The sequence below is a fragment of the Pseudothauera rhizosphaerae genome (assembly GCF_004801305.1).
Lineage (GTDB): Bacteria > Pseudomonadota > Gammaproteobacteria > Burkholderiales > Rhodocyclaceae > Pseudothauera > Pseudothauera rhizosphaerae.
Window position 1 is genome coordinate 76884 of the sequence record NZ_SSOD01000022.1, and the last position, 15503, is coordinate 92386.

Sequence of the window (15503 nt, forward strand, 5' to 3'; positions counted from 1 at the left end):
GGTCAGCGGTTACTGCTGGGCGTTTTCCTGCATCTCATGCAGCGCGTTGCGGCCCTCGGTGATCAGTTCGGCGAGCCAGAACTGAAACGACTCTGCGCGGTAGATACGGTTCTGCAGTTCGCGGATGTACTTCGGGTTCTCTGCATCCGCTTCCTTCAGTTCTGCCATCGCAGCGTCACGCTCTGCTTCCGCTCGATCGACCAGATGGCGGCCAAGGTTGGTCTTCAGGAATCGTTCCGCCTCGTCCATCAGGCCGACACGAATCAGTTGTTCGGTGCGCTCCGTGCTCATGCAACACCATCCGCTTCCATCGTCTCGATACCGTCCAGCGCACCGACAGCGGGACCGGCCGGCGTGTCAGGACTGGTATCACCAGGCGCACCGCTGATGTAGTCCTGCTCGTTCATGAGCGGCTCGGCCGGCACTGGCAGATTCGGATCAATGCCGGTCGGATCAGGTCGGAATCCCTCGTTCTGCAGCACCACGTCTGCCACTGGGGCAATGGACGGGTTGGCCGCGATGACCTGGGCGGTCTGAACCGCGGAATACTGGCTCTTCACGCCGGTCTCTTCTGCCGCCGCTTGCAGCTTCTTGATCTCCGCGTCCAGCTTCTCGATCTGCTTCGCCAGCAATTCAGGCGGCGTCTTCGAGTCCAGCGCTTGCTGCAGCCGTGCGATTTCCTGTTTCGCTGCAGTGAGCGCTGGGTCTTCGTTCTCCAGGTTGAAGAACCGCCCGCCAGAACGGTAGCCGAGCTTGCCGAACACTTCGCTGATGACTTCCTCGATATCCAGTCCGTAGCGCTCCAGCACGCCGTCGGCCAACATCTCGCGCAGCGCGTTCATGCCGCCGATGAACTTCTGCATTTGATCGACCGGGTTCGTAGCGCCAATGCCGACATTGACGTTGAGGAACATGTCCTGATCCAGCAGATCGAAGGCCATGGAGAATGCAGCCTCCCCATACTGCTCGACGATTTTTGCCCGTCGCGCCGAGAGCGCCAGGATTGCCTCATCGGTCTCGTAGGCTTGTTCGAGCGCGAGCACCTGACGCAACACCGGTTCCACCCACGTCTCGACAAACGTCCGCAGTTGATAGCCGGATACCTGGTTGGCCGAACTCGACAACAGGTTAAGCCCGCCAACCGTCTCGTTCAGGTTGCGGTTGCTCTGTACCGACGCCTGCGAGAAAGCGCCTGTCACGTCGTCGAAGTCCAGGTTCAACCGGTCCTGCTCTGCATAGGCCGAGCTGGTCACGTCGGTGAAGGCGACCTCCCTTACGTCCTTCTCCGGGTCATCCATCAGCGTGGCGCTGCCCGGCGTGTTGCGGGTGAGCGAACGCAGGTCGACTTGCTTGTTGCGCTTCACGAAGTAGCGCTTGTTCAGCACGAACCGTATGTTGTCGATCCGCAGGTTCGCCAAGTCATTGATCTCGGCCTGCACGTCGCGCCCAAGGCGAACCGAACCGCCTGGATAATTCCGGTGTGTCTCGATCACCGAAACGCCGAGCACATAGTCTCTGCCGATGGGCGAAACGTCAGAAAGAGGAACCGGGTCGCTCAACAGATGCTGCGTGCCCAGCGTGTAGTACAGCCAGTCCTTACCGTCATGCTCGACGATATTCCGATGCACCCACACGATGGTGTATGCCGTCAGCGCGCTGGCGCTGTCCTTCGGGTCCTGTCGGTTTCCCTCCCGCACTAGTCTCGTGGAATCTCCGTAGGCGGTCGCTGCGGCCAGCAGCGTGCCATCATCCGCCCTCTTCCACGCCGCGGTACCGGTCTTACGGCAAGGACCGTCCATCCGCCGCCGCACGTTCTTCACGTACATCGGGATCATCTGGATCAGATAGGGCGATGTCTCTATCGGGCATGCCCAGTTTGCCCCTGGGTCGATGCGGAAGTTCTCGACAGGGATCAACTCAATGACCGGCCGATCAATCCCGCGATCAGGGTCATAGTCCCAGTACTGGCGCGACACCACCACACCAGCCACTTGAGCATCCTGATAGGCGCCACATGCCGTCATGAACCACGGCACCGACTTGGTAAGCCTCCACTTCAGCAACTCCTGCGCCAGATCGGCCCCGGCACGCTGAATCGGGTTCGAGTCGTCGAACGGCATCACAGTCACAACATCATCCGTACTGAAGAATGCCTCGGCTGCCACCGCCTCGTTGCGTCTTACCGAGGACCGCGTCTTCGGCCGGAACAGTTTCGAGCGCCCGGCATACGACTCAGCGTTGTACTTCGATCCAGCCGGATGCCGCCCTTGGAACTGCCTGATGTCCTGCTCGATGTCTCGCCGCACGCTGGCGTCGAACCACGACGTGCTCGTGCCGAACGCATCGCGGGCAAGACCAAGCCAATCAGGCGCGCCGCCCTGCTCGACATCCGGCGGTGCTTCGCGCATCAGTCGCGCTCCACGGCGATACGGCCGGCGAAGTCCGTCGGCAGTGTCATGATCTGGCTGTGCGCACGATCCAGGCTGGCACGCATGACGCGGTAGCGCTCCAGGATTTCACCACCAGCCATCAGCACCCGTTTGTCCCATTCGCTCGCCGAATAGATGCGCGGCAGATGCAGGGTGTAGCCCATGTTCCCGGACAGCATCAGGTTGCGGATCGTGGCGACGCCCTTGCTGCCGTCGCACGTCACAGCCCACAGGTGGCCTGGATAGTGCCTGTGCAGGGTGTCGGCCATGTGCTTGGCGGTCACCAGGTCGTTCGCATCCAGTTGCGGCGCGTCCGTGGCGATCTGTTGCATGCTGACGCTCATACCCCATCCTCGAAAGTCTCTGGCTCGGTTTCCTCGCGTACCAGTCCGGCCCGCCGCGCATCGCCAATCGCGACGTACTCGGCCGGCGTGTAGTACTGGCGGATCGATACCGGCAATTCGTTGTACTCGCGCGTGCCGTGCGCCATCGCGTCACACAGTTCAGGACGCATCGCTGTACGGCCCCTTGCCGTCGTCGAACCTGCGACCATTGCTGAACACGTAGCCCGGTTCCTTCTCCGGCAGCAGCGTTTCCGCCTGGGCTGCTCCGACCTCTTGCGACCACAGGCGGTTGCTAACACGCACTTTGGTGCGCGGGTCTTGTTGCTGGTTCTGGTTGTCCGCCATCGTCACACCCCATCCGCAAACGTTTCCGGCATCAGCGCGCGCTCATCCACGATCACCGGCGGCTGCGGGTCCATGTCCTCGATCCGAGAGCAGGCATCCAAGAAGTCATCGTGTGCCGAGAACGGATAGACCAAGTACTCGTCGAGCAGCGTCTTGCTCAGGCTGTAGATGTTCCCGTTCTCGTCACGCCGCCTCGTTGGTTCGTAGATACGGAATGCCTGTCCGGCCTCGCGCACCTTGCGTTGTCCTGCGGTCTCCGCCTTTACCACGGCCGGCAGGATGAACTGTCCGGCCCGGAAATACGGCTCCAACCGCTGGATGCGGTCGTACTTCGATTCATTTCCTTCACGCGTCCAGTTCAGCTCTTCGATCTCGAACGAATCGCGATCGCGTCGCATCTGCTCGTCGAAGTACTCCAGATCTGAGAGAGCGCCGTACCGCTCGTATCCGACTTCCACGCGCTGCACGCCTGGCATCGCCATCCAGACTTTCCGCAGTCCGCGCAATGCCTGCCAGCGCTCGGATAGGCTCATTCGGTGGTGGTAGCCATCAAGTAGCCAGCGGTTCTTCGCGGCGTCGATCCCGATAACCGCGATTGCCGTTCGGTCGCTGTCCTTCTTTTTCGAGCTGGCCGGGTCGCACAGGATGTACACGTTGAGCGTCGCCGGCCGCATGTCCAGGAAGCGAAGCCATTCCTTCCTGAACATCGCCTGCTGGCCGGCTGCCGGGTTCTGCAGCATCTGCGCCGCCAGGATCGCAGACGGCTGGGTCTTCACCTTCTCCGCCCAGGCCTCGCGCGACAGGAAAACCGGGTTTCCGTCGATCTTTCCGTTGTCAGTCGCCGGGTGAATCCTTGGCTTCAGGATGCTGCGGTCCAGAATGTACTGGTACGTATCAGCGAACGAGTAGCGCGTTCCGATGTGCCACTTGCGCAGCCTGCCGTCCGCCCCACGGGCGCCAAGGTTGTCCGACAAGCCCCAAGCGTCCGTCGTTTTCTTCACCTGCTCCGGCGTGGTTACGGATTCCCGCGTCACCACGTCGTCGTAGACCATCAACAGAAAGTGCCGGCCGGTCGGCTGACCATCCACGAGACCGTGCGCCTCGATGGTCGCCTCCTTCGGGTTCCCTTTCCGCTTGACGATCAGCCCGCCATCCAGCGACCACCGCGGAGATTCCGATGCAGGGTCTGCATAGAACACCTCCGGGTATGTCGACTTCAGGTCGTCATTCGACTCAAACTCGCGCTTGAGCTGACCCAGGAATGTCCTCGACACCCCTTTGGTGTGCGAGAAAATCCCGACTGTAATCTCAGGGTCTCGCACGACCTCCTGCACGATGCCGGCGAACGTGATGATCGTGCTCTTGTAGTGCTCCCGCGCCCACAGGTCCAAGCAGCCGTCAGGCTCGGCCTCGACCTCTCGGCAGCGCTCGTACAGCCACGGCTTGAACGCATCTGGTCGATGCAGCGCCGAGACGAGCAGGAAGAACCTATCCGCCCGGCCCAATTCAGCCCGCCCGTACTTCGCCTCGAACCACTCCCACGCATCAATTACCGCACTGCCGTTCTTCCCCCATGCGCAGCGCTGCAGGGCGACGTAGTCGGCAGGATCAACCGCCATCGTCCTTGAGGGCGGCCCGCAGTGCGGCGTAGTCGGTGCGCGAGACTTCGACCTGCACCGGCCCGCCGTCCTTACCGGTGACCTCGTGCTCCTGCTTGTCGCGCCACTTCTTCGGTTGCCGGTTCTTCAGCCAGAAGATGCAGGCCGTCGTGTCCGGCGGGTAATGCTTGATCGTCGGGGTGATGACGATTTTTCCAGCCACTACGCGGATATCGTCTTCCGGATGCGAGTAGCCAATGGCGCGCTGCGCGAGCGCCACTTCAACGCGCTCCGTGTCGAACCGGTCCTTGCCACGCTTTAGGGCCTCCAGAAACTCAGGATGAACCGCCTTCCACGTATTGAGGGTCTGTATCGACACCTCGAAGAACTTCGCAAGCTGATCGTCCGTGAAGCCCTCCGCGCACAGCTTCTCCGCTTGGGTCGGCATCACGTCCTTGTTGTACTTGCTCGGACGGCCGCCACGGCTTTTTCGCTCGGCCATTGTCCAGCCCTCTTCGGAAACGAAAAAGCCCGCTCAGCTTTCGCCTGCGGGCTCTTGACGCATCATCGGTACGGTATAAAAAAATACTACTCTAAGGGGTCAAAAATTTCAACCCCTTTCTTCGACGCCCATCGGCAGCACCAAATTGGCCATCTTGGTCGTTGTCGCGGAGATCATCGTCCGCGACTCAAAGCCGGCACGGCGACGGCCGGGGAGTTGATCATCTGCAGCTGGTGAAAAGTTGTTGACTGCACGATATATCGTGTGTATCATGTAGTCACGGTGGCGATGACGCTACCGACCGCGCCTCCCGGTAGCGGGGCGGAGAAAAAAATGAAAGCCAAGCTCATCAGGTCCATCCGGGAGATGCTTGAGTTCCGCCTGACCAAGGCCCCTGACGCCGAGACCCGCGCAAAGGGTGAAGCGATGGTGGCGGAATATCTCGCCAAGGCAGAAGCTCAGCCGGAATCGTTCTTCGATGGCGAAGACTCGCGGTCGATCGTGCTTAAGCTGAACAATCTGAAGTAAGCCGGGAGTAAGAAAATGGGCAAGTTCGTCAAGTTCTTGGGCCGCTGCGCGCTGAACGGTAAGCAGATTGCGGTGTATGAAAACGGGGGCGGCTCCTTCCGGCTGTCCGCGGAAACTGTCGGCGGCAAACCGGTGTTCTACAGCTATCGGGACGAACGCGGCAGGTCACACACTGTCGCAGTGCGTGACATGGAGCTCTCCGCGGACGAGTTCGATTCGTTCGAAGACCGCGTCAGCGCTGGCGTTGTCGGCCGTTCGGATGCCCGCATCGTGCAGCGCGGGCTGATCGAAATGGGTTATCCGGAGTCGATGGAGTAACGACCATGATCATTTCGGAGGTAGGAAAAGTGAACGTTTCCGCGCTGAAGGTGCATGAAGGGGGGATGCTGGAGCATTCCCAGGTCGGCGCTGTCGGTGCCCGTACATGGGCAGACGGGATCGGCCGTATCCTCACCGACTCCGGTCGTACCGAAACCGTAATGGGGTGGGGCTACATGGACGGAGATCTCCGTGTCCTCGTCGATGAGATGGGCCGCGACGCCTATTTGATCCATGCTGGGACCTGAAATGAAACACACCATGCCTGCACCGTGCGCAAGCCCCTCTCCCCTCGCGGGAGAGGGGTTGGGGAGAGGGGGCTGGGACGGGCGCCGTGCGCGGCGAGGCGGCGAGCCGTCATGACTCCCGATGCGTTCGCGGCTCTCTGCGCCCTACATCGGACCCGCAGCCCTGCGGCTCAGGAGGCCGCGCGCCTGGTCATGGTCGAGGGCCTCAGCCAGACCAAGGCCGCGGCGCGGGTTGGTGTCTCGTCGGGGTCGGTGAGCAATGCCGTGGCCACCCTGCGCGCTCGCCTGGCGCTCGCACGACGTGCGGCCGGGGTGGAGTAGCCTCGGCCTCCTCGGACCACATCCGCAATTAGATTTCAGCCCGCGCAATCGCGGCAGGCGGCATTTATCGCACTCATCATGCCGCATTTATCGCGGCGCGCTTCAAGGATAAACCCCATGTGGACCGTCGGGGTGGCGCCCAATGAACGCGTTACGCTGTCAAACGCAATTTGATGTCACCAACCCCGCCTCGACGAGCGCATCATCGGCCGCATTTTCTGCTGCGCTCTCGACGGCTTTCAGCCGATCTCGACACCTCTGCCATCGCCTGGTCATCGTCGCAGCGTCCATGCGAAACTCATCGCACAGCGTCGCCAAATTATAATCCGCGCGTCCGAAGTACCGGCAGATCAGTTTGAGCGCCATCCGCGTGTAATGCGTGCCAGTTCCAAACGATGCAATGACGGGCTTCAGCAGTGCGTTAGCTGATTCTGCGAACTCGCGGTCGCTGAGCGTGTAGCGACAGATCAGCGCATGGCGGTAGTCGTGCGGCAGCGACTGCACGACGCGCTTGACGTTGCCGGCCTCAGCGGCGCCGTCCAAGCCGTGCAGTCCTCGCCCTGATCCAACCGGTCTGCCGCGCATCATCCTGCCCATGATCGTCATGGGGTACTGCTGTGCGTTGTAGGCATAGGCGAAGCGCAGGGCTTCGTGACCGCTGCGGAAGATCGCCGCCTCTGTGGTAGCTGTCATGCACGAACCTCCATGATCTCGATCACCGCCCCCGGCGAGTCGAGCGCATCGACATCCTCTCCGGGGTAGGCTTTCCACAACTTCGTGTAGCCGATTACCCGGGCGTCGTCGGTCCAGATACCTGCGTCGGTCAGCGCGTCCTCAGTTGAGCGTGCCAGTTTCGACAGGTCCGGCGTGCGCATCGGGTACGTACGGCGGCGCTTCGGTGCGCTGACAGGCTTCGACAAGGTGAAGGTCATTCTCACCACGACCGGCCCGTCGATCGGCGCCGCGCCGGTGCGTGCCCGCCAGTCCTCGGCGGCTGACTTCACGTCCTGGCGCCACGGTCGCACCTTCTTCGACGACTCGGTGAGGATCGCGCGGCCGGCCTTGCTCATTCCCTTGAAGCTCTTCGAGCCCTGCGGAGCCGGCGTGCCGCGCACCACGATTCGGATCGTCATCGCCAATCCCCCGGCTCTCCCCGGTTCCCGCGCACCCACTGATCGCTCGCTGCCGCCGCCAACGCCGGGTAGTGCGAGCCGCGCTTGAGCGCTTCCAGCGCCTGCCGGTTGCGCTGAGCCCGGTATCGCAGCAGGGATCGCACCGCGCAGCGGAACATGTGCTCTCTCGTCCATTTCGGCCCCCTCTCGATGTCAGGCAACAGCACGGGTGTCGGTTTCATGCCCCGCTGCCTCCAATGCGGCCAGTGCCCGCGGTGCACGGATCACGCCGGCTCCGACGTGCTGGGCCAGGATCGCGACGAAACGCGGCTCGCCGGCCTCGGCCAGTTCGATTATCCAGCGCTCCCACACGCTGCCGCGCGGGCTTGCCGGCGGGGTCTCCGCCCACGCGGTACTGCCGACTGGGCGGCTGGCTACCCGGTCCGCGGCGCGGCGCAATTCCTTGGCGCGTTCCAGAGCGACATCACGCGAAACTTTCGGCGCAGGCAGCGCAGGCACCTCGGGGCGTGGGGCCTGCTGGCACAGCCCTCGGAACATGGGCAGCGTCGGCGGCAGTTCGCGCGCCTTGCACTGCTCCATCGCCCATGCGATCTGAGCACCACAGAACGGCGCGAGGTCATCAGCCCATACGTCCTTGACCTCTGCCAGGTCGGTGCCGACCCACATCTCGGCGAACAGCCGGCCGTACATCGCCGACATCCGCGCGAAAATCCGCTCAACCCACAACACGCGCTTCTCCTTGGAGAGTTCTCGCAGCGGCATCGTCGTCGTCGCGCTTGCACCCGGTGAGTTCGGCAATGGTGTCGGCGCGCTGCTCGGCAGCGCTACGTCGTTGAGGCTTCCCATGGTTGTCCTCGCGTCTGGGCGCGGATTGCGCCTTGATTCGGTCGTTCTTCAGGCTGCGGATGAAGGCGTGATCCCACTCGTGCTGCGTGCGCTGGTCTGCCCGGGTCAGCCAGTACGCGACAAACTCGACTCGCGCAGCATCGAACTCGGCGTTCCCTGGGATTGGCAGTCCGGCCTGATGGGCCAGCGTTGCGAATGTCGATGACGGTCGCCACTCCGAGTGCATCGGCACGCGATCTGCCGATGGCGGACCGGTCTCGCATGCGCGCGCGCTGGGGGAGGAAGGGGGAGGTTTACTCCTTTCCCTTCCCTTCCCTTCCCTTCCGTCCGTGAGTGCTCCGTGATCGCTCAATGAGTCATCAGCGAGTGCTCCGTGACAAACCGTCGAATCCGCGCCGGCATTGGTCTGTTCGTCCTGTCCGGCGGCGGAGGGAAGCGGCGCACCGCGCGGCGGCTCCGGGTAGCGGGACTTCGATGGACGGTTGATGACCTGGTGGTGCCAGCCGGTGACGAACCACCAGCGGCGGCTCTCGGCTTCGAACTCAATGAGCAATCCCTGGGTGATCAGCTCGCCGACTAGCTTCTCAACATCTGAAGAGAGCAAATCGTCGGCCGGGAACACTTCGGCCTTCAGGGTCTTGTAAGCAACCGGATGCACGCCCCGGTCGTCACAGAAATTCCACATGCCAATGAACAGCAGGCGTGCCATGGGCGACAGCTCCATGACCTGTTCAGCCGTCCAGAACTCGGGCTTGATGGTGCGGATGCGGGCCACTACACAGCCTCCGCGAACAGGTCTTGTCGATCCGCCGGCTGTCGCTGGCGAGCGAGGCGGATGAAATGCCCGTCCAGGCCGCACGCGCTCAGGATCTCGGTGTCGCGCTGGCCGTAGGCAATGAGCACGCTCGGTGCCCCGCTGTTGGCCTTCGCGCGGCTGCCGTCGGCATGGTGGAAGTGTCCGTTGTCCTCGATGGTGAAGTGGCGGTCGGCCGTGTTCCACGGCCGGCGGGCGAGAACGGGTGCGCATGGGTCCAGATCGAAACGGCCCAGCCTTGACAGGACATGCGGCGGCGTCAGCCACTCGTCGTTCTGCATGCGCGCGCTGTGGTGGGAGCCGATGCCGGACTTCCGATGTGTCAGTCCGTGCATGCGCAGTCCTCCAGAGCAACATCCTCGGCGAACTCGAACAGTTCCCCCTGTCCGCCTTGCGCAAGCTCCAGCATCCGCGCGTAGCTGATGCGGTCGTTGCGGAACCGGTTGCCATCTCCCTTTCCATCGGCCGGCCTTTCCTGCGCAGCCCACCAGATGGCGCGCTCCGGCTGCTCGCGGATCAACGAGAACACCTGCGCGGCCGGCTTGAGGAAGCACAGATCGCAGTTGCCGTGCATGGTCTTACCGCCGATGTTCGGGAGCCGCAGGTCGAACGGCTGCTGCTTCCAGAACGTCGCCACATCGGCAGCAGAGATGCCGATCCGCGCCAGCGGTGCGAAGCGGTCATAGGGCTCCTTGTGCGGCAAATCCAGCGTTTCCGGCGCCTCCTTGCCAGTGTTGGCGAACAGAACGCGCACGTCGTTGGGTAGCTGGCCGCCGTGGGAATCCAGGATTTTCCGCAGCATCATCCCGGACGTGCGCCCACCGCTGAACGAGATGACGGCAGGGCCTTCTACGCGGCATGGGTCTGCCATCGCCCTATTCCTCCTCGGGCGGCATGAGCCAAAGCAGCAGGTCGTGCAGCAGGCCGATCAGGAATTCGAGGACGATCATGGCCGCCCCTTTCGTAATGCCCGCGCATCGTCAGGCTCGGGCAAATTCTCATCATCGGAATCCACGGCCTTGGCCAGCAGATGGCGCATGTACTCACCCAGCGAGAGCCCCATCACCCGCGCCTTGCGCGCACCGAGGATGCGCAGCTCGTGCGGAATCCGCATCGAGAAGATGCCGTCCATCGGGATGTCGGTGGAGTCGGATGCGCGCCGCGACAGCCGCGGTTCGTCGTCGACAGGGGAAGGCTCGGGCGCGGCAGACTGCCGGCGCGTGAAGGGCCAGACCATCAGCGGCACTCCCGTACTGTAAAAGGCGGCCTCTCCAATGCAGATAGAATGGAAGTTCTCACGCAACCATCCCCAGCAAAGGAGAAGCCATGAACGACTAGCAGAAGAAACCGACGACCATTGCCGATCTTGAGAAGCGAATCGCAAGCCTCGTCGGGCAAACAGCAGCCTTGCAGGTACTGGTGATCGCACTCATCGAGGCACACCCCGATCCCGCCGAGATTGCGGCGCAGCTTCGTCGGCTGACCGAATTCGGGATTGCAAAACTGCTGCCCTCCGAAGGGTCTGACGCAATCGTTCAGGCATTCCAGGACGTAGTCGCGCTCGCCTGCGCCCGCGCAGACGAGAAATCGCGAGAGCCTGGTCGATGATCTGGGCAATGGCTTCAAAGGAGCGCATCAGGCGGGCTCCTGGGGGGCGGGAGACGGCTGTCGGTTGGAGAGATACGCCCAGTGCTCAGCAAGGTCGGGACGAAGGTCTTCGCAAGTCACTTGGCGGTTGGTCAGTGACTCGATTTCCGAGCACCGCTCAGATGGGACGAGCTTCTTCATCGCAGCCCACTCGGACACCGTCGTCGGAGTAACGCCGAGGCTCAATGCCAGCCTGGATGCCCGCCCACGCTCTTTGGAAAGGTAGGTTTTGAGGTTCATGGACGTACTTTAGCCATTAGCTAACGCATCAGTCAAGCCTTTGGCTAATTCACAATGTTAGCCATAAGCTATAAAAAGACCGAATGAAGCTGATTGACGATATTCGCGCTGAAAACCTTGCCCGGCTGGCAGGCGAGCATGGGTCTGTAAAGAACTTGGCAGAGCACCTTCGCAAGTCAGAGTCCCAAGTAAGCCAGTGGATCAACCGCTCAACCAACTCTGGCACCGGAAAGCCAAGAACAATGCGATCCACAACCGCTCGCGCGATTGAGGAAGCGTGTGGCAAGGAAGTTGGATGGCTAGACCGTGATCAAGATCACGCGCCCATAGAAAATGCCGGCGACGTATCACCTTCGACAAATATTCATGGCGGCGGAGAGATGGAAAAATCCAAAGCTGCGCCCACTGCAGCTAGATGGCCGTTTCTTGCAGTCGATGAGTCTGCCTACAACGCTCTCACGAACGAGGGGCGCGCTTGGGTGCAGGCGCGCATGACTTCGGCCATAGAAGAAGCTGCAGCAAGGTACGGCACGCTCTCCGAAAAACGGAAAGCGTGACTCGGCCGCTGGCGAAGGTCTATCCATTCCCAACCGAAAGGACAGGAGCAAGATGAGCACGACGCTTTCGCCAATTCTGTCTGTTGCACGAGATATCCTTGCCGAAGCCAGGAAGCCGCTGCATGTGGATGAAATTGCAGCCGAGGCTGTTCGCACGAACAGAAACCTTCAACTGTCCGCAGAAGATTTCTCCGCAAAGGTTGCCGCAGCTCTCTCGTCGAACCTGAGAACGAAGTCGCCGTCTTTTGGGAAGGTCAAGAACAAAACCGGCGGTCTGAAGCGCGGCGTGTATCGAGTTCGCCAGGGCCGGAGCAAGCTGGGCTTGCCGCCAGTTATCGTGGAGCAGACGACTCCGGTCAGCAGCAACTTCATTGGGAAGGCCGGCGAACACGCCGTAATGGCTGAACTGCTCTACCGCGGCTTCAACTCGTCGTTGATGGCTGTTGATGAAGGGGTCGACATCGTTGCGTCCAAGAACAACCAATATTTCCACATTCAGGTCAAAACGTCAGCGCTTGGCGCGAACGGGAAGTACACCTTTTTCATCAAGAACTCGTCTTTCGATGCGAACAACGGCGGGAAGGTCTTCTACATACTGGTGATGCGCAGTCCAGATGGAGCCACGAAGTTTGCAGTCATTCCAAGCGTTCAGCTTTCGATCCGCGATCGAAGAGCGGGGCTGATGGCGGGCTCTTGAACGCCACCCAGGCTGAGCGCCGGGTCTACGATCAGTCGGCGCATCAGCCGCCCCCATAGCAAGTAGATCGTCTTCCACATCACATCCTCCCCAGCCCGCCCAGCGCGGGCTTTTTTGCGCCCTCAGATCGGGGCGTGGGGGGATTATCGCATGAAAAATTAGCTAATAGCTATTGACATTGCGTTAGCTTATGGCTAAATTTCACCTATCGCAGCACGCAACACCGCAGCGACCCGGCAGCCCAGGCGCGCAGAACCCCGGATAGAGCAGTACCGGCAAGTACGGTCAGCCGCCAAGACGTTCTGGGCAGAGTGAAGCGGCAGGTCTACGGAGAAGCCGCACGGGAGAACGCAACCGCAGCACCGAATACCGAAGCCCGGCGCATTGCCGGGTGGCAGCACCGATCTTTACCAGGCCAGCGCCAGAGCAGCGGCGCCCGCTACAACTCGGACGGATAGGCAGCGAGTCGCCGAACGGCGGCTGCGCTGCGCCCCCACAGACGCCAGCCGGGCACAACGAGGCAGGCAAGACGGCACCGCCGGAGTCCGACGCAATGAGGCGGAGACGGGCCGGGGGATGTCGAGCATGCGCAAGCATGGCGCCCGCCGCGGTGGCGCTGGTAACCGCGAGAAGCCGGCGCGAAATGCCGGACGCCTGCTGCAGACATCGGTCGCCGCTGATCGTGACGCAGACCCCGGACGAGAGTAACCGGGACCGAATTTTCCGCGGTCGAATCAACTCCGGAATGCCAGCCAGGGACCGCTGACGGCTGGACGCCACGCACGTATCAAGTCGAGAACGCCCGGTCGCTGGAAAGCCGCGTGGGGAAGCAGGCGTGACTTACGCCGGATGGAGAGAATCCGGCCCAACATCAAAGCGGCGGGAGGAACGCGTCCTCGGCGTAGGGACCAACGCAGGCGCATAGAAGCTATCCGGCAGTAGCAGCGCCCGGTCTGGAAATCAGGCCCGCTTTGATGTTGGTGAGCGCTGCAGATGGGCGTCGATAGTGCGGTTCGCTGCCGCACGAACACACGGGGATTGCGACCTCTGGTCAATCGACCGCCAACACCCGAACCCCCTGCCGGGGCAGCAAGCAGGGGGAACAGCAGAGCGGCCGGGGTGTGATGGTTGCATTGCAGGTCACAGCGAAAGCTGACCGGAGAGGAGCTGCCGGGGGAACTGGTTCGATTCCAGTCGGACGCTCTGCTGTTGATCGTGTAGCCCAGGCGTCGACCGCGTGCTCTGACCGCATGGGCTTTGTGTAGGGTGTGCCGCCCGCTGGAACACGCGGCGAAGGCGAAGCGGATGCACTCAGACTCGCAAGGATTGCGGACGCCGGAACGGTGGCGTCGGAAGACCAGCGAGCAGGCCGGTGGAAGTCCGGCACGAATCCACAAGAGGGGCCAAGCCGGTGAAGTCCGCCGGCGGTAAAGGCATGACGCTCGGGCAGTAGCTGCGGAAGGCAGCCGGGCAATAGGCGATGCAGGGATCTCGTCCGCTTCCGCTACCGCGCCCCGTTACCGCGAGCAGTGCCCGATGAGAACCCCGGTCGCAGGCGACAGACCCTGCAGATGAACCCTGCGGCCGGCATTGGGTTGAGCAGCATCCAGAAGCGAGACGGTGGTTTGAACGGCGAAGCGTACCGCGGTGAGTAGCCCAGTATTGCCGCCGTCTCGGCTTGTGGGTGCAGCACTGAAAGTCGGGGAAGTGCGCGGAAGGGAACCCCTTCGATGGGGCCTGAGTTGAGAGCCAGAACGAGCCGTGAAAGCGGGGGACCTGGAGCCGCTGCAGGACAACTCTGCAACCAGCCGGGTAGCGTCCGGCCACCCACAGCCATCAGGCCAGCCGGCCATCGGCCGCGCCCTCCCTGCACCAGCCCGCATCGGCTGGCTCCCCTTTCGAGGCTTCCATGTTCCTCCTGCTGATCCAGTTGGCGGCGATGCAACTCGCCCCGGCCACGCCGCCGCCTGCTAGGGTGGCCTCGCCCGCCCTCCCCGACGGCACTGCGCCGCCACCGCTACCGCATGCCAAGGGGGCATGCACGGGGCGATAGACGCAAGCCCGGTGTAGCGCCCCGACAGTGCGCAACCGGTTCCAACTGGCCCGATCCGCGACGACCTACCGGTGCGTCAGCAGAACACCGCGAACGGAGATGACGGCACCACGACGACACGAATGCGGCGCGCCTCTGCCACAAGCGGGGCTTTTGACGCGCACACGGCCGGAGAGCGTAACCGGCCGCTCCATCCTCCGTCTGTAGCGCAGTCCGGTAGCGCGCTCGCTTTGGGAGCGAGATGTCGGGGGTTCGAATCCATCCAGGCGGACCAATCACGGGGCCATAGCTCAGATGGGAGAGCGCCTGCCCTGCAAGCAGGATGTCGCCGGTTCGATCCCGGCTGGCTCCACCACTTCACCACCGAGGACCGCGCACCATGAGCGAAACCACCACGACTATTCCTCCGACAATCGGCCAGCCGTGGCCCGAACAGGGTGGGATTTTCATCGGCAGCCGCCTGATCGATGGCCAGGTCCATCACATCATCACGCCGGCCGGCATCGAGCACGACCGGCGGGCCGACTTCGACCAGATCGAAGCCGGCGGCGTCGAGTTCGGCGATATCAACGGCCACAGCGACTGGCAGGTCGGCGAGCAGGAAGACCTGATGCTGGCCTGGGTCACGGCCCGCGAGCACTTCGTGCAGACCGGCGGTCTGGACAGCATCTACTGGTCGCGCTCGTTCCATCACGGCTGGCCGTGGGCTGTGGGTTTCGAGTACGGCTACGTGTACTACCGCTACCGGGACCTCGTGTTCCGCGTCCGCCCCTTCCGCAGCGTCATCGCTTCGTCGCTTTAACCCTTCGCGGGCGTAGCCCGCCGACGGCATATCCGTCGCCCCGTCTCCCTCCTCTCGGCCGGCCGTGCTGCGAACGCAGCC

22 protein-coding genes and 2 tRNA genes are annotated in these 15503 nt (G+C 62.6%); 9 read left to right on the forward strand and 15 right to left on the reverse strand.

Annotated elements, in window-relative coordinates:
- Nucleotides 1-9 precede the first annotated feature (9 nt).
- Genes E6O51_RS20265 through E6O51_RS20290 form a run of 7 tightly spaced genes read right to left on the reverse strand, consistent with a single transcriptional unit; the run spans nucleotide 10 to nucleotide 5218 of the window.
- Nucleotides 10-291 (reverse strand): hypothetical protein, encoded by a 282-nt coding sequence (locus tag E6O51_RS20265; RefSeq protein WP_136386839.1) that lies wholly within the window; start codon nucleotides 289-291, stop codon nucleotides 10-12.
- Nucleotides 288-2408, reverse strand: a complete 2121-nt coding sequence (locus tag E6O51_RS20270) for a portal protein (protein ID WP_136386840.1) — start codon at nucleotides 2406-2408, stop codon at nucleotides 288-290. Before E6O51_RS20270 ends, E6O51_RS20265 begins: the two co-directional genes overlap by 4 nt.
- The gene (locus tag E6O51_RS20275; RefSeq protein WP_136386841.1) at nucleotides 2408-2773 is read right to left on the reverse strand and encodes a hypothetical protein; all 366 of its coding nucleotides are present in this window, start codon (nucleotides 2771-2773) and stop codon (nucleotides 2408-2410) included. Before E6O51_RS20275 ends, E6O51_RS20270 begins: the two co-directional genes overlap by 1 nt.
- Nucleotides 2770-2943: a hypothetical protein gene (locus tag E6O51_RS21965; RefSeq protein ID WP_168735351.1), complete on the reverse strand. Its 174-nt coding sequence runs from the start codon at nucleotides 2941-2943 to the stop codon at nucleotides 2770-2772. The genes E6O51_RS20275 and E6O51_RS21965 overlap by 4 nt, the downstream gene beginning before the upstream one ends.
- Nucleotides 2933-3118 (reverse strand): hypothetical protein, encoded by a 186-nt coding sequence (locus E6O51_RS20280; RefSeq protein ID WP_136386842.1) that lies wholly within the window; start codon nucleotides 3116-3118, stop codon nucleotides 2933-2935. The genes E6O51_RS21965 and E6O51_RS20280 overlap by 11 nt, the downstream gene beginning before the upstream one ends.
- Nucleotides 3119-3120: 2 nt before the next feature.
- On the reverse strand, nucleotides 3121-4737 hold the full coding sequence (locus E6O51_RS20285; RefSeq protein WP_136386843.1) for a hypothetical protein: 1617 nt from the start codon (nucleotides 4735-4737) through the stop codon (nucleotides 3121-3123).
- The gene (locus tag E6O51_RS20290; RefSeq protein ID WP_136386844.1) at nucleotides 4727-5218 is read right to left on the reverse strand and encodes a terminase; all 492 of its coding nucleotides are present in this window, start codon (nucleotides 5216-5218) and stop codon (nucleotides 4727-4729) included. The genes E6O51_RS20285 and E6O51_RS20290 overlap by 11 nt, the downstream gene beginning before the upstream one ends.
- 333 nt (nucleotides 5219-5551) lie before the next feature.
- On the opposite strand from E6O51_RS20290, the gene E6O51_RS20295 reads away from it, so the two are divergent.
- Genes E6O51_RS20295 through E6O51_RS20305 form a run of 3 tightly spaced genes read left to right on the forward strand, consistent with a single transcriptional unit; the run spans nucleotide 5552 to nucleotide 6312 of the window.
- The gene (locus tag E6O51_RS20295; protein ID WP_136386845.1) at nucleotides 5552-5746 is read left to right on the forward strand and encodes a hypothetical protein; all 195 of its coding nucleotides are present in this window, start codon (nucleotides 5552-5554) and stop codon (nucleotides 5744-5746) included.
- Nucleotides 5747-5761: 15 nt separating this feature from the next.
- Entirely contained in the window at nucleotides 5762-6064 is a 303-nt protein-coding gene (locus E6O51_RS20300) for a hypothetical protein (RefSeq protein WP_136386846.1), read from the forward strand.
- Between the two features lie 5 nt (nucleotides 6065-6069).
- Nucleotides 6070-6312: a hypothetical protein gene (locus tag E6O51_RS20305; RefSeq protein WP_136386847.1), complete on the forward strand. Its 243-nt coding sequence runs from the start codon at nucleotides 6070-6072 to the stop codon at nucleotides 6310-6312.
- A 480-nt stretch (nucleotides 6313-6792) separates the two neighbouring features.
- Here the strand turns inward: E6O51_RS20305 and E6O51_RS20315 are convergent, their stop codons facing one another.
- The 7 genes from E6O51_RS20315 to E6O51_RS20345 form a co-directional block, all read right to left on the reverse strand.
- Nucleotides 6793-7326 carry a hypothetical protein gene (locus tag E6O51_RS20315; RefSeq protein ID WP_136386849.1) on the reverse strand — a complete coding sequence of 178 codons (534 nt, stop codon included), beginning with the start codon at nucleotides 7324-7326 and terminating at the stop codon, nucleotides 6793-6795.
- A complete protein-coding gene (locus E6O51_RS20320; RefSeq protein WP_136386850.1) occupies nucleotides 7323-7766 on the reverse strand; it encodes a RusA family crossover junction endodeoxyribonuclease in 444 nt (147 codons plus the stop codon). The genes E6O51_RS20315 and E6O51_RS20320 overlap by 4 nt, the downstream gene beginning before the upstream one ends.
- 192 nt (nucleotides 7767-7958) lie before the next feature.
- On the reverse strand, nucleotides 7959-8528 hold the full coding sequence (locus E6O51_RS20325; RefSeq protein WP_136386851.1) for a hypothetical protein: 570 nt from the start codon (nucleotides 8526-8528) through the stop codon (nucleotides 7959-7961).
- On the reverse strand, nucleotides 8482-9387 hold the full coding sequence (locus E6O51_RS20330; protein ID WP_136386852.1) for a DnaT-like ssDNA-binding domain-containing protein: 906 nt from the start codon (nucleotides 9385-9387) through the stop codon (nucleotides 8482-8484). The genes E6O51_RS20325 and E6O51_RS20330 overlap by 47 nt, the downstream gene beginning before the upstream one ends.
- Nucleotides 9387-9761, reverse strand: coding sequence for a hypothetical protein (locus tag E6O51_RS20335; protein ID WP_136386853.1), 375 nt, complete (start codon nucleotides 9759-9761; stop codon nucleotides 9387-9389). The genes E6O51_RS20330 and E6O51_RS20335 overlap by 1 nt, the downstream gene beginning before the upstream one ends.
- Nucleotides 9749-10297: an adenine nucleotide alpha hydrolase family protein gene (locus tag E6O51_RS20340; RefSeq protein WP_136386854.1), complete on the reverse strand. Its 549-nt coding sequence runs from the start codon at nucleotides 10295-10297 to the stop codon at nucleotides 9749-9751. Before E6O51_RS20340 ends, E6O51_RS20335 begins: the two co-directional genes overlap by 13 nt.
- Nucleotides 10298-10372: 75 nt before the next feature.
- A complete protein-coding gene (locus E6O51_RS20345) occupies nucleotides 10373-10663 on the reverse strand; it encodes a hypothetical protein (protein ID WP_136386855.1) in 291 nt (96 codons plus the stop codon).
- Nucleotides 10664-10845: 182 nt separating this feature from the next.
- Between E6O51_RS20345 and E6O51_RS20350 the strand changes: the two genes are divergently transcribed.
- On the forward strand, nucleotides 10846-11034 hold the full coding sequence (locus tag E6O51_RS20350; RefSeq protein ID WP_136386856.1) for a hypothetical protein: 189 nt from the start codon (nucleotides 10846-10848) through the stop codon (nucleotides 11032-11034).
- Nucleotides 11035-11061: 27 nt separating this feature from the next.
- On the opposite strand, the gene E6O51_RS22520 is transcribed toward E6O51_RS20350, so the two are convergent.
- Nucleotides 11062-11313, reverse strand: coding sequence for a transcriptional regulator (locus E6O51_RS22520; protein WP_136386857.1), 252 nt, complete (start codon nucleotides 11311-11313; stop codon nucleotides 11062-11064).
- Between the two features lie 83 nt (nucleotides 11314-11396).
- Between E6O51_RS22520 and E6O51_RS20360 the strand changes: the two genes are divergently transcribed.
- The 5 genes from E6O51_RS20360 to E6O51_RS20380 all read left to right on the forward strand — a co-directional run bounded on the left by E6O51_RS20360 (nucleotide 11397) and on the right by E6O51_RS20380 (nucleotide 15422).
- A complete protein-coding gene (locus E6O51_RS20360; RefSeq protein ID WP_136386858.1) occupies nucleotides 11397-11870 on the forward strand; it encodes a helix-turn-helix domain-containing protein in 474 nt (157 codons plus the stop codon).
- A 52-nt stretch (nucleotides 11871-11922) separates the two neighbouring features.
- Entirely contained in the window at nucleotides 11923-12567 is a 645-nt protein-coding gene (locus E6O51_RS20365; protein WP_136386859.1) for an HTH domain-containing protein, read from the forward strand.
- 2250 nt (nucleotides 12568-14817) lie between these two features.
- A tRNA-Pro gene (locus E6O51_RS20370) sits at nucleotides 14818-14894 on the forward strand.
- A gap of 5 nt (nucleotides 14895-14899) precedes the next feature.
- Nucleotides 14900-14975 (forward strand) — tRNA-Ala (locus tag E6O51_RS20375).
- A gap of 24 nt (nucleotides 14976-14999) precedes the next feature.
- Nucleotides 15000-15422: a DUF1566 domain-containing protein gene (locus tag E6O51_RS20380; RefSeq protein ID WP_136386860.1), complete on the forward strand. Its 423-nt coding sequence runs from the start codon at nucleotides 15000-15002 to the stop codon at nucleotides 15420-15422.
- The last annotated feature ends 81 nt before the right edge of the window (nucleotides 15423-15503 follow it).

Bases quoted from the DNA above. Each gene is read 5' to 3' on its own strand.
- E6O51_RS20265 (WP_136386839.1), bottom strand. From the start codon at position 291: ATGAGCACGGAGCGCACCGAACAACTGATTCGTGTCGGCCTGATGGAC.
- E6O51_RS20320 (WP_136386850.1), bottom strand. From the start codon at position 7,766: ATGACGATCCGAATCGTGGTGCGCGGCACGCCGGCTCCGCAGGGCTCG.
- E6O51_RS20380 (WP_136386860.1), top strand. From the start codon at position 15,000: ATGAGCGAAACCACCACGACTATTCCTCCGACAATCGGCCAGCCGTGG.
- E6O51_RS20365 (WP_136386859.1), top strand. From the start codon at position 11,923: ATGAGCACGACGCTTTCGCCAATTCTGTCTGTTGCACGAGATATCCTT.
- E6O51_RS20280 (WP_136386842.1), bottom strand. From the start codon at position 3,118: ATGGCGGACAACCAGAACCAGCAACAAGACCCGCGCACCAAAGTGCGT.
- E6O51_RS20335 (WP_136386853.1), bottom strand. From the start codon at position 9,761: ATGCACGGACTGACACATCGGAAGTCCGGCATCGGCTCCCACCACAGC.
- E6O51_RS20305 (WP_136386847.1), top strand. From the start codon at position 6,070: ATGATCATTTCGGAGGTAGGAAAAGTGAACGTTTCCGCGCTGAAGGTG.
- E6O51_RS20295 (WP_136386845.1), top strand. From the start codon at position 5,552: ATGAAAGCCAAGCTCATCAGGTCCATCCGGGAGATGCTTGAGTTCCGC.
- E6O51_RS20340 (WP_136386854.1), bottom strand. From the start codon at position 10,297: ATGGCAGACCCATGCCGCGTAGAAGGCCCTGCCGTCATCTCGTTCAGC.
- E6O51_RS20270 (WP_136386840.1), bottom strand. From the start codon at position 2,408: ATGCGCGAAGCACCGCCGGATGTCGAGCAGGGCGGCGCGCCTGATTGG.
- E6O51_RS21965 (WP_168735351.1), bottom strand. From the start codon at position 2,943: ATGCGTCCTGAACTGTGTGACGCGATGGCGCACGGCACGCGCGAGTAC.
- E6O51_RS20290 (WP_136386844.1), bottom strand. From the start codon at position 5,218: ATGGCCGAGCGAAAAAGCCGTGGCGGCCGTCCGAGCAAGTACAACAAG.
- E6O51_RS20315 (WP_136386849.1), bottom strand. From the start codon at position 7,326: ATGACAGCTACCACAGAGGCGGCGATCTTCCGCAGCGGTCACGAAGCC.
- E6O51_RS20285 (WP_136386843.1), bottom strand. From the start codon at position 4,737: ATGGCGGTTGATCCTGCCGACTACGTCGCCCTGCAGCGCTGCGCATGG.
- E6O51_RS20275 (WP_136386841.1), bottom strand. From the start codon at position 2,773: ATGAGCGTCAGCATGCAACAGATCGCCACGGACGCGCCGCAACTGGAT.
- E6O51_RS22520 (WP_136386857.1), bottom strand. From the start codon at position 11,313: ATGAACCTCAAAACCTACCTTTCCAAAGAGCGTGGGCGGGCATCCAGG.
- E6O51_RS20300 (WP_136386846.1), top strand. From the start codon at position 5,762: ATGGGCAAGTTCGTCAAGTTCTTGGGCCGCTGCGCGCTGAACGGTAAG.
- E6O51_RS20360 (WP_136386858.1), top strand. From the start codon at position 11,397: ATGAAGCTGATTGACGATATTCGCGCTGAAAACCTTGCCCGGCTGGCA.
- E6O51_RS20345 (WP_136386855.1), bottom strand. From the start codon at position 10,663: ATGGTCTGGCCCTTCACGCGCCGGCAGTCTGCCGCGCCCGAGCCTTCC.
- E6O51_RS20325 (WP_136386851.1), bottom strand. From the start codon at position 8,528: ATGCCGCTGCGAGAACTCTCCAAGGAGAAGCGCGTGTTGTGGGTTGAG.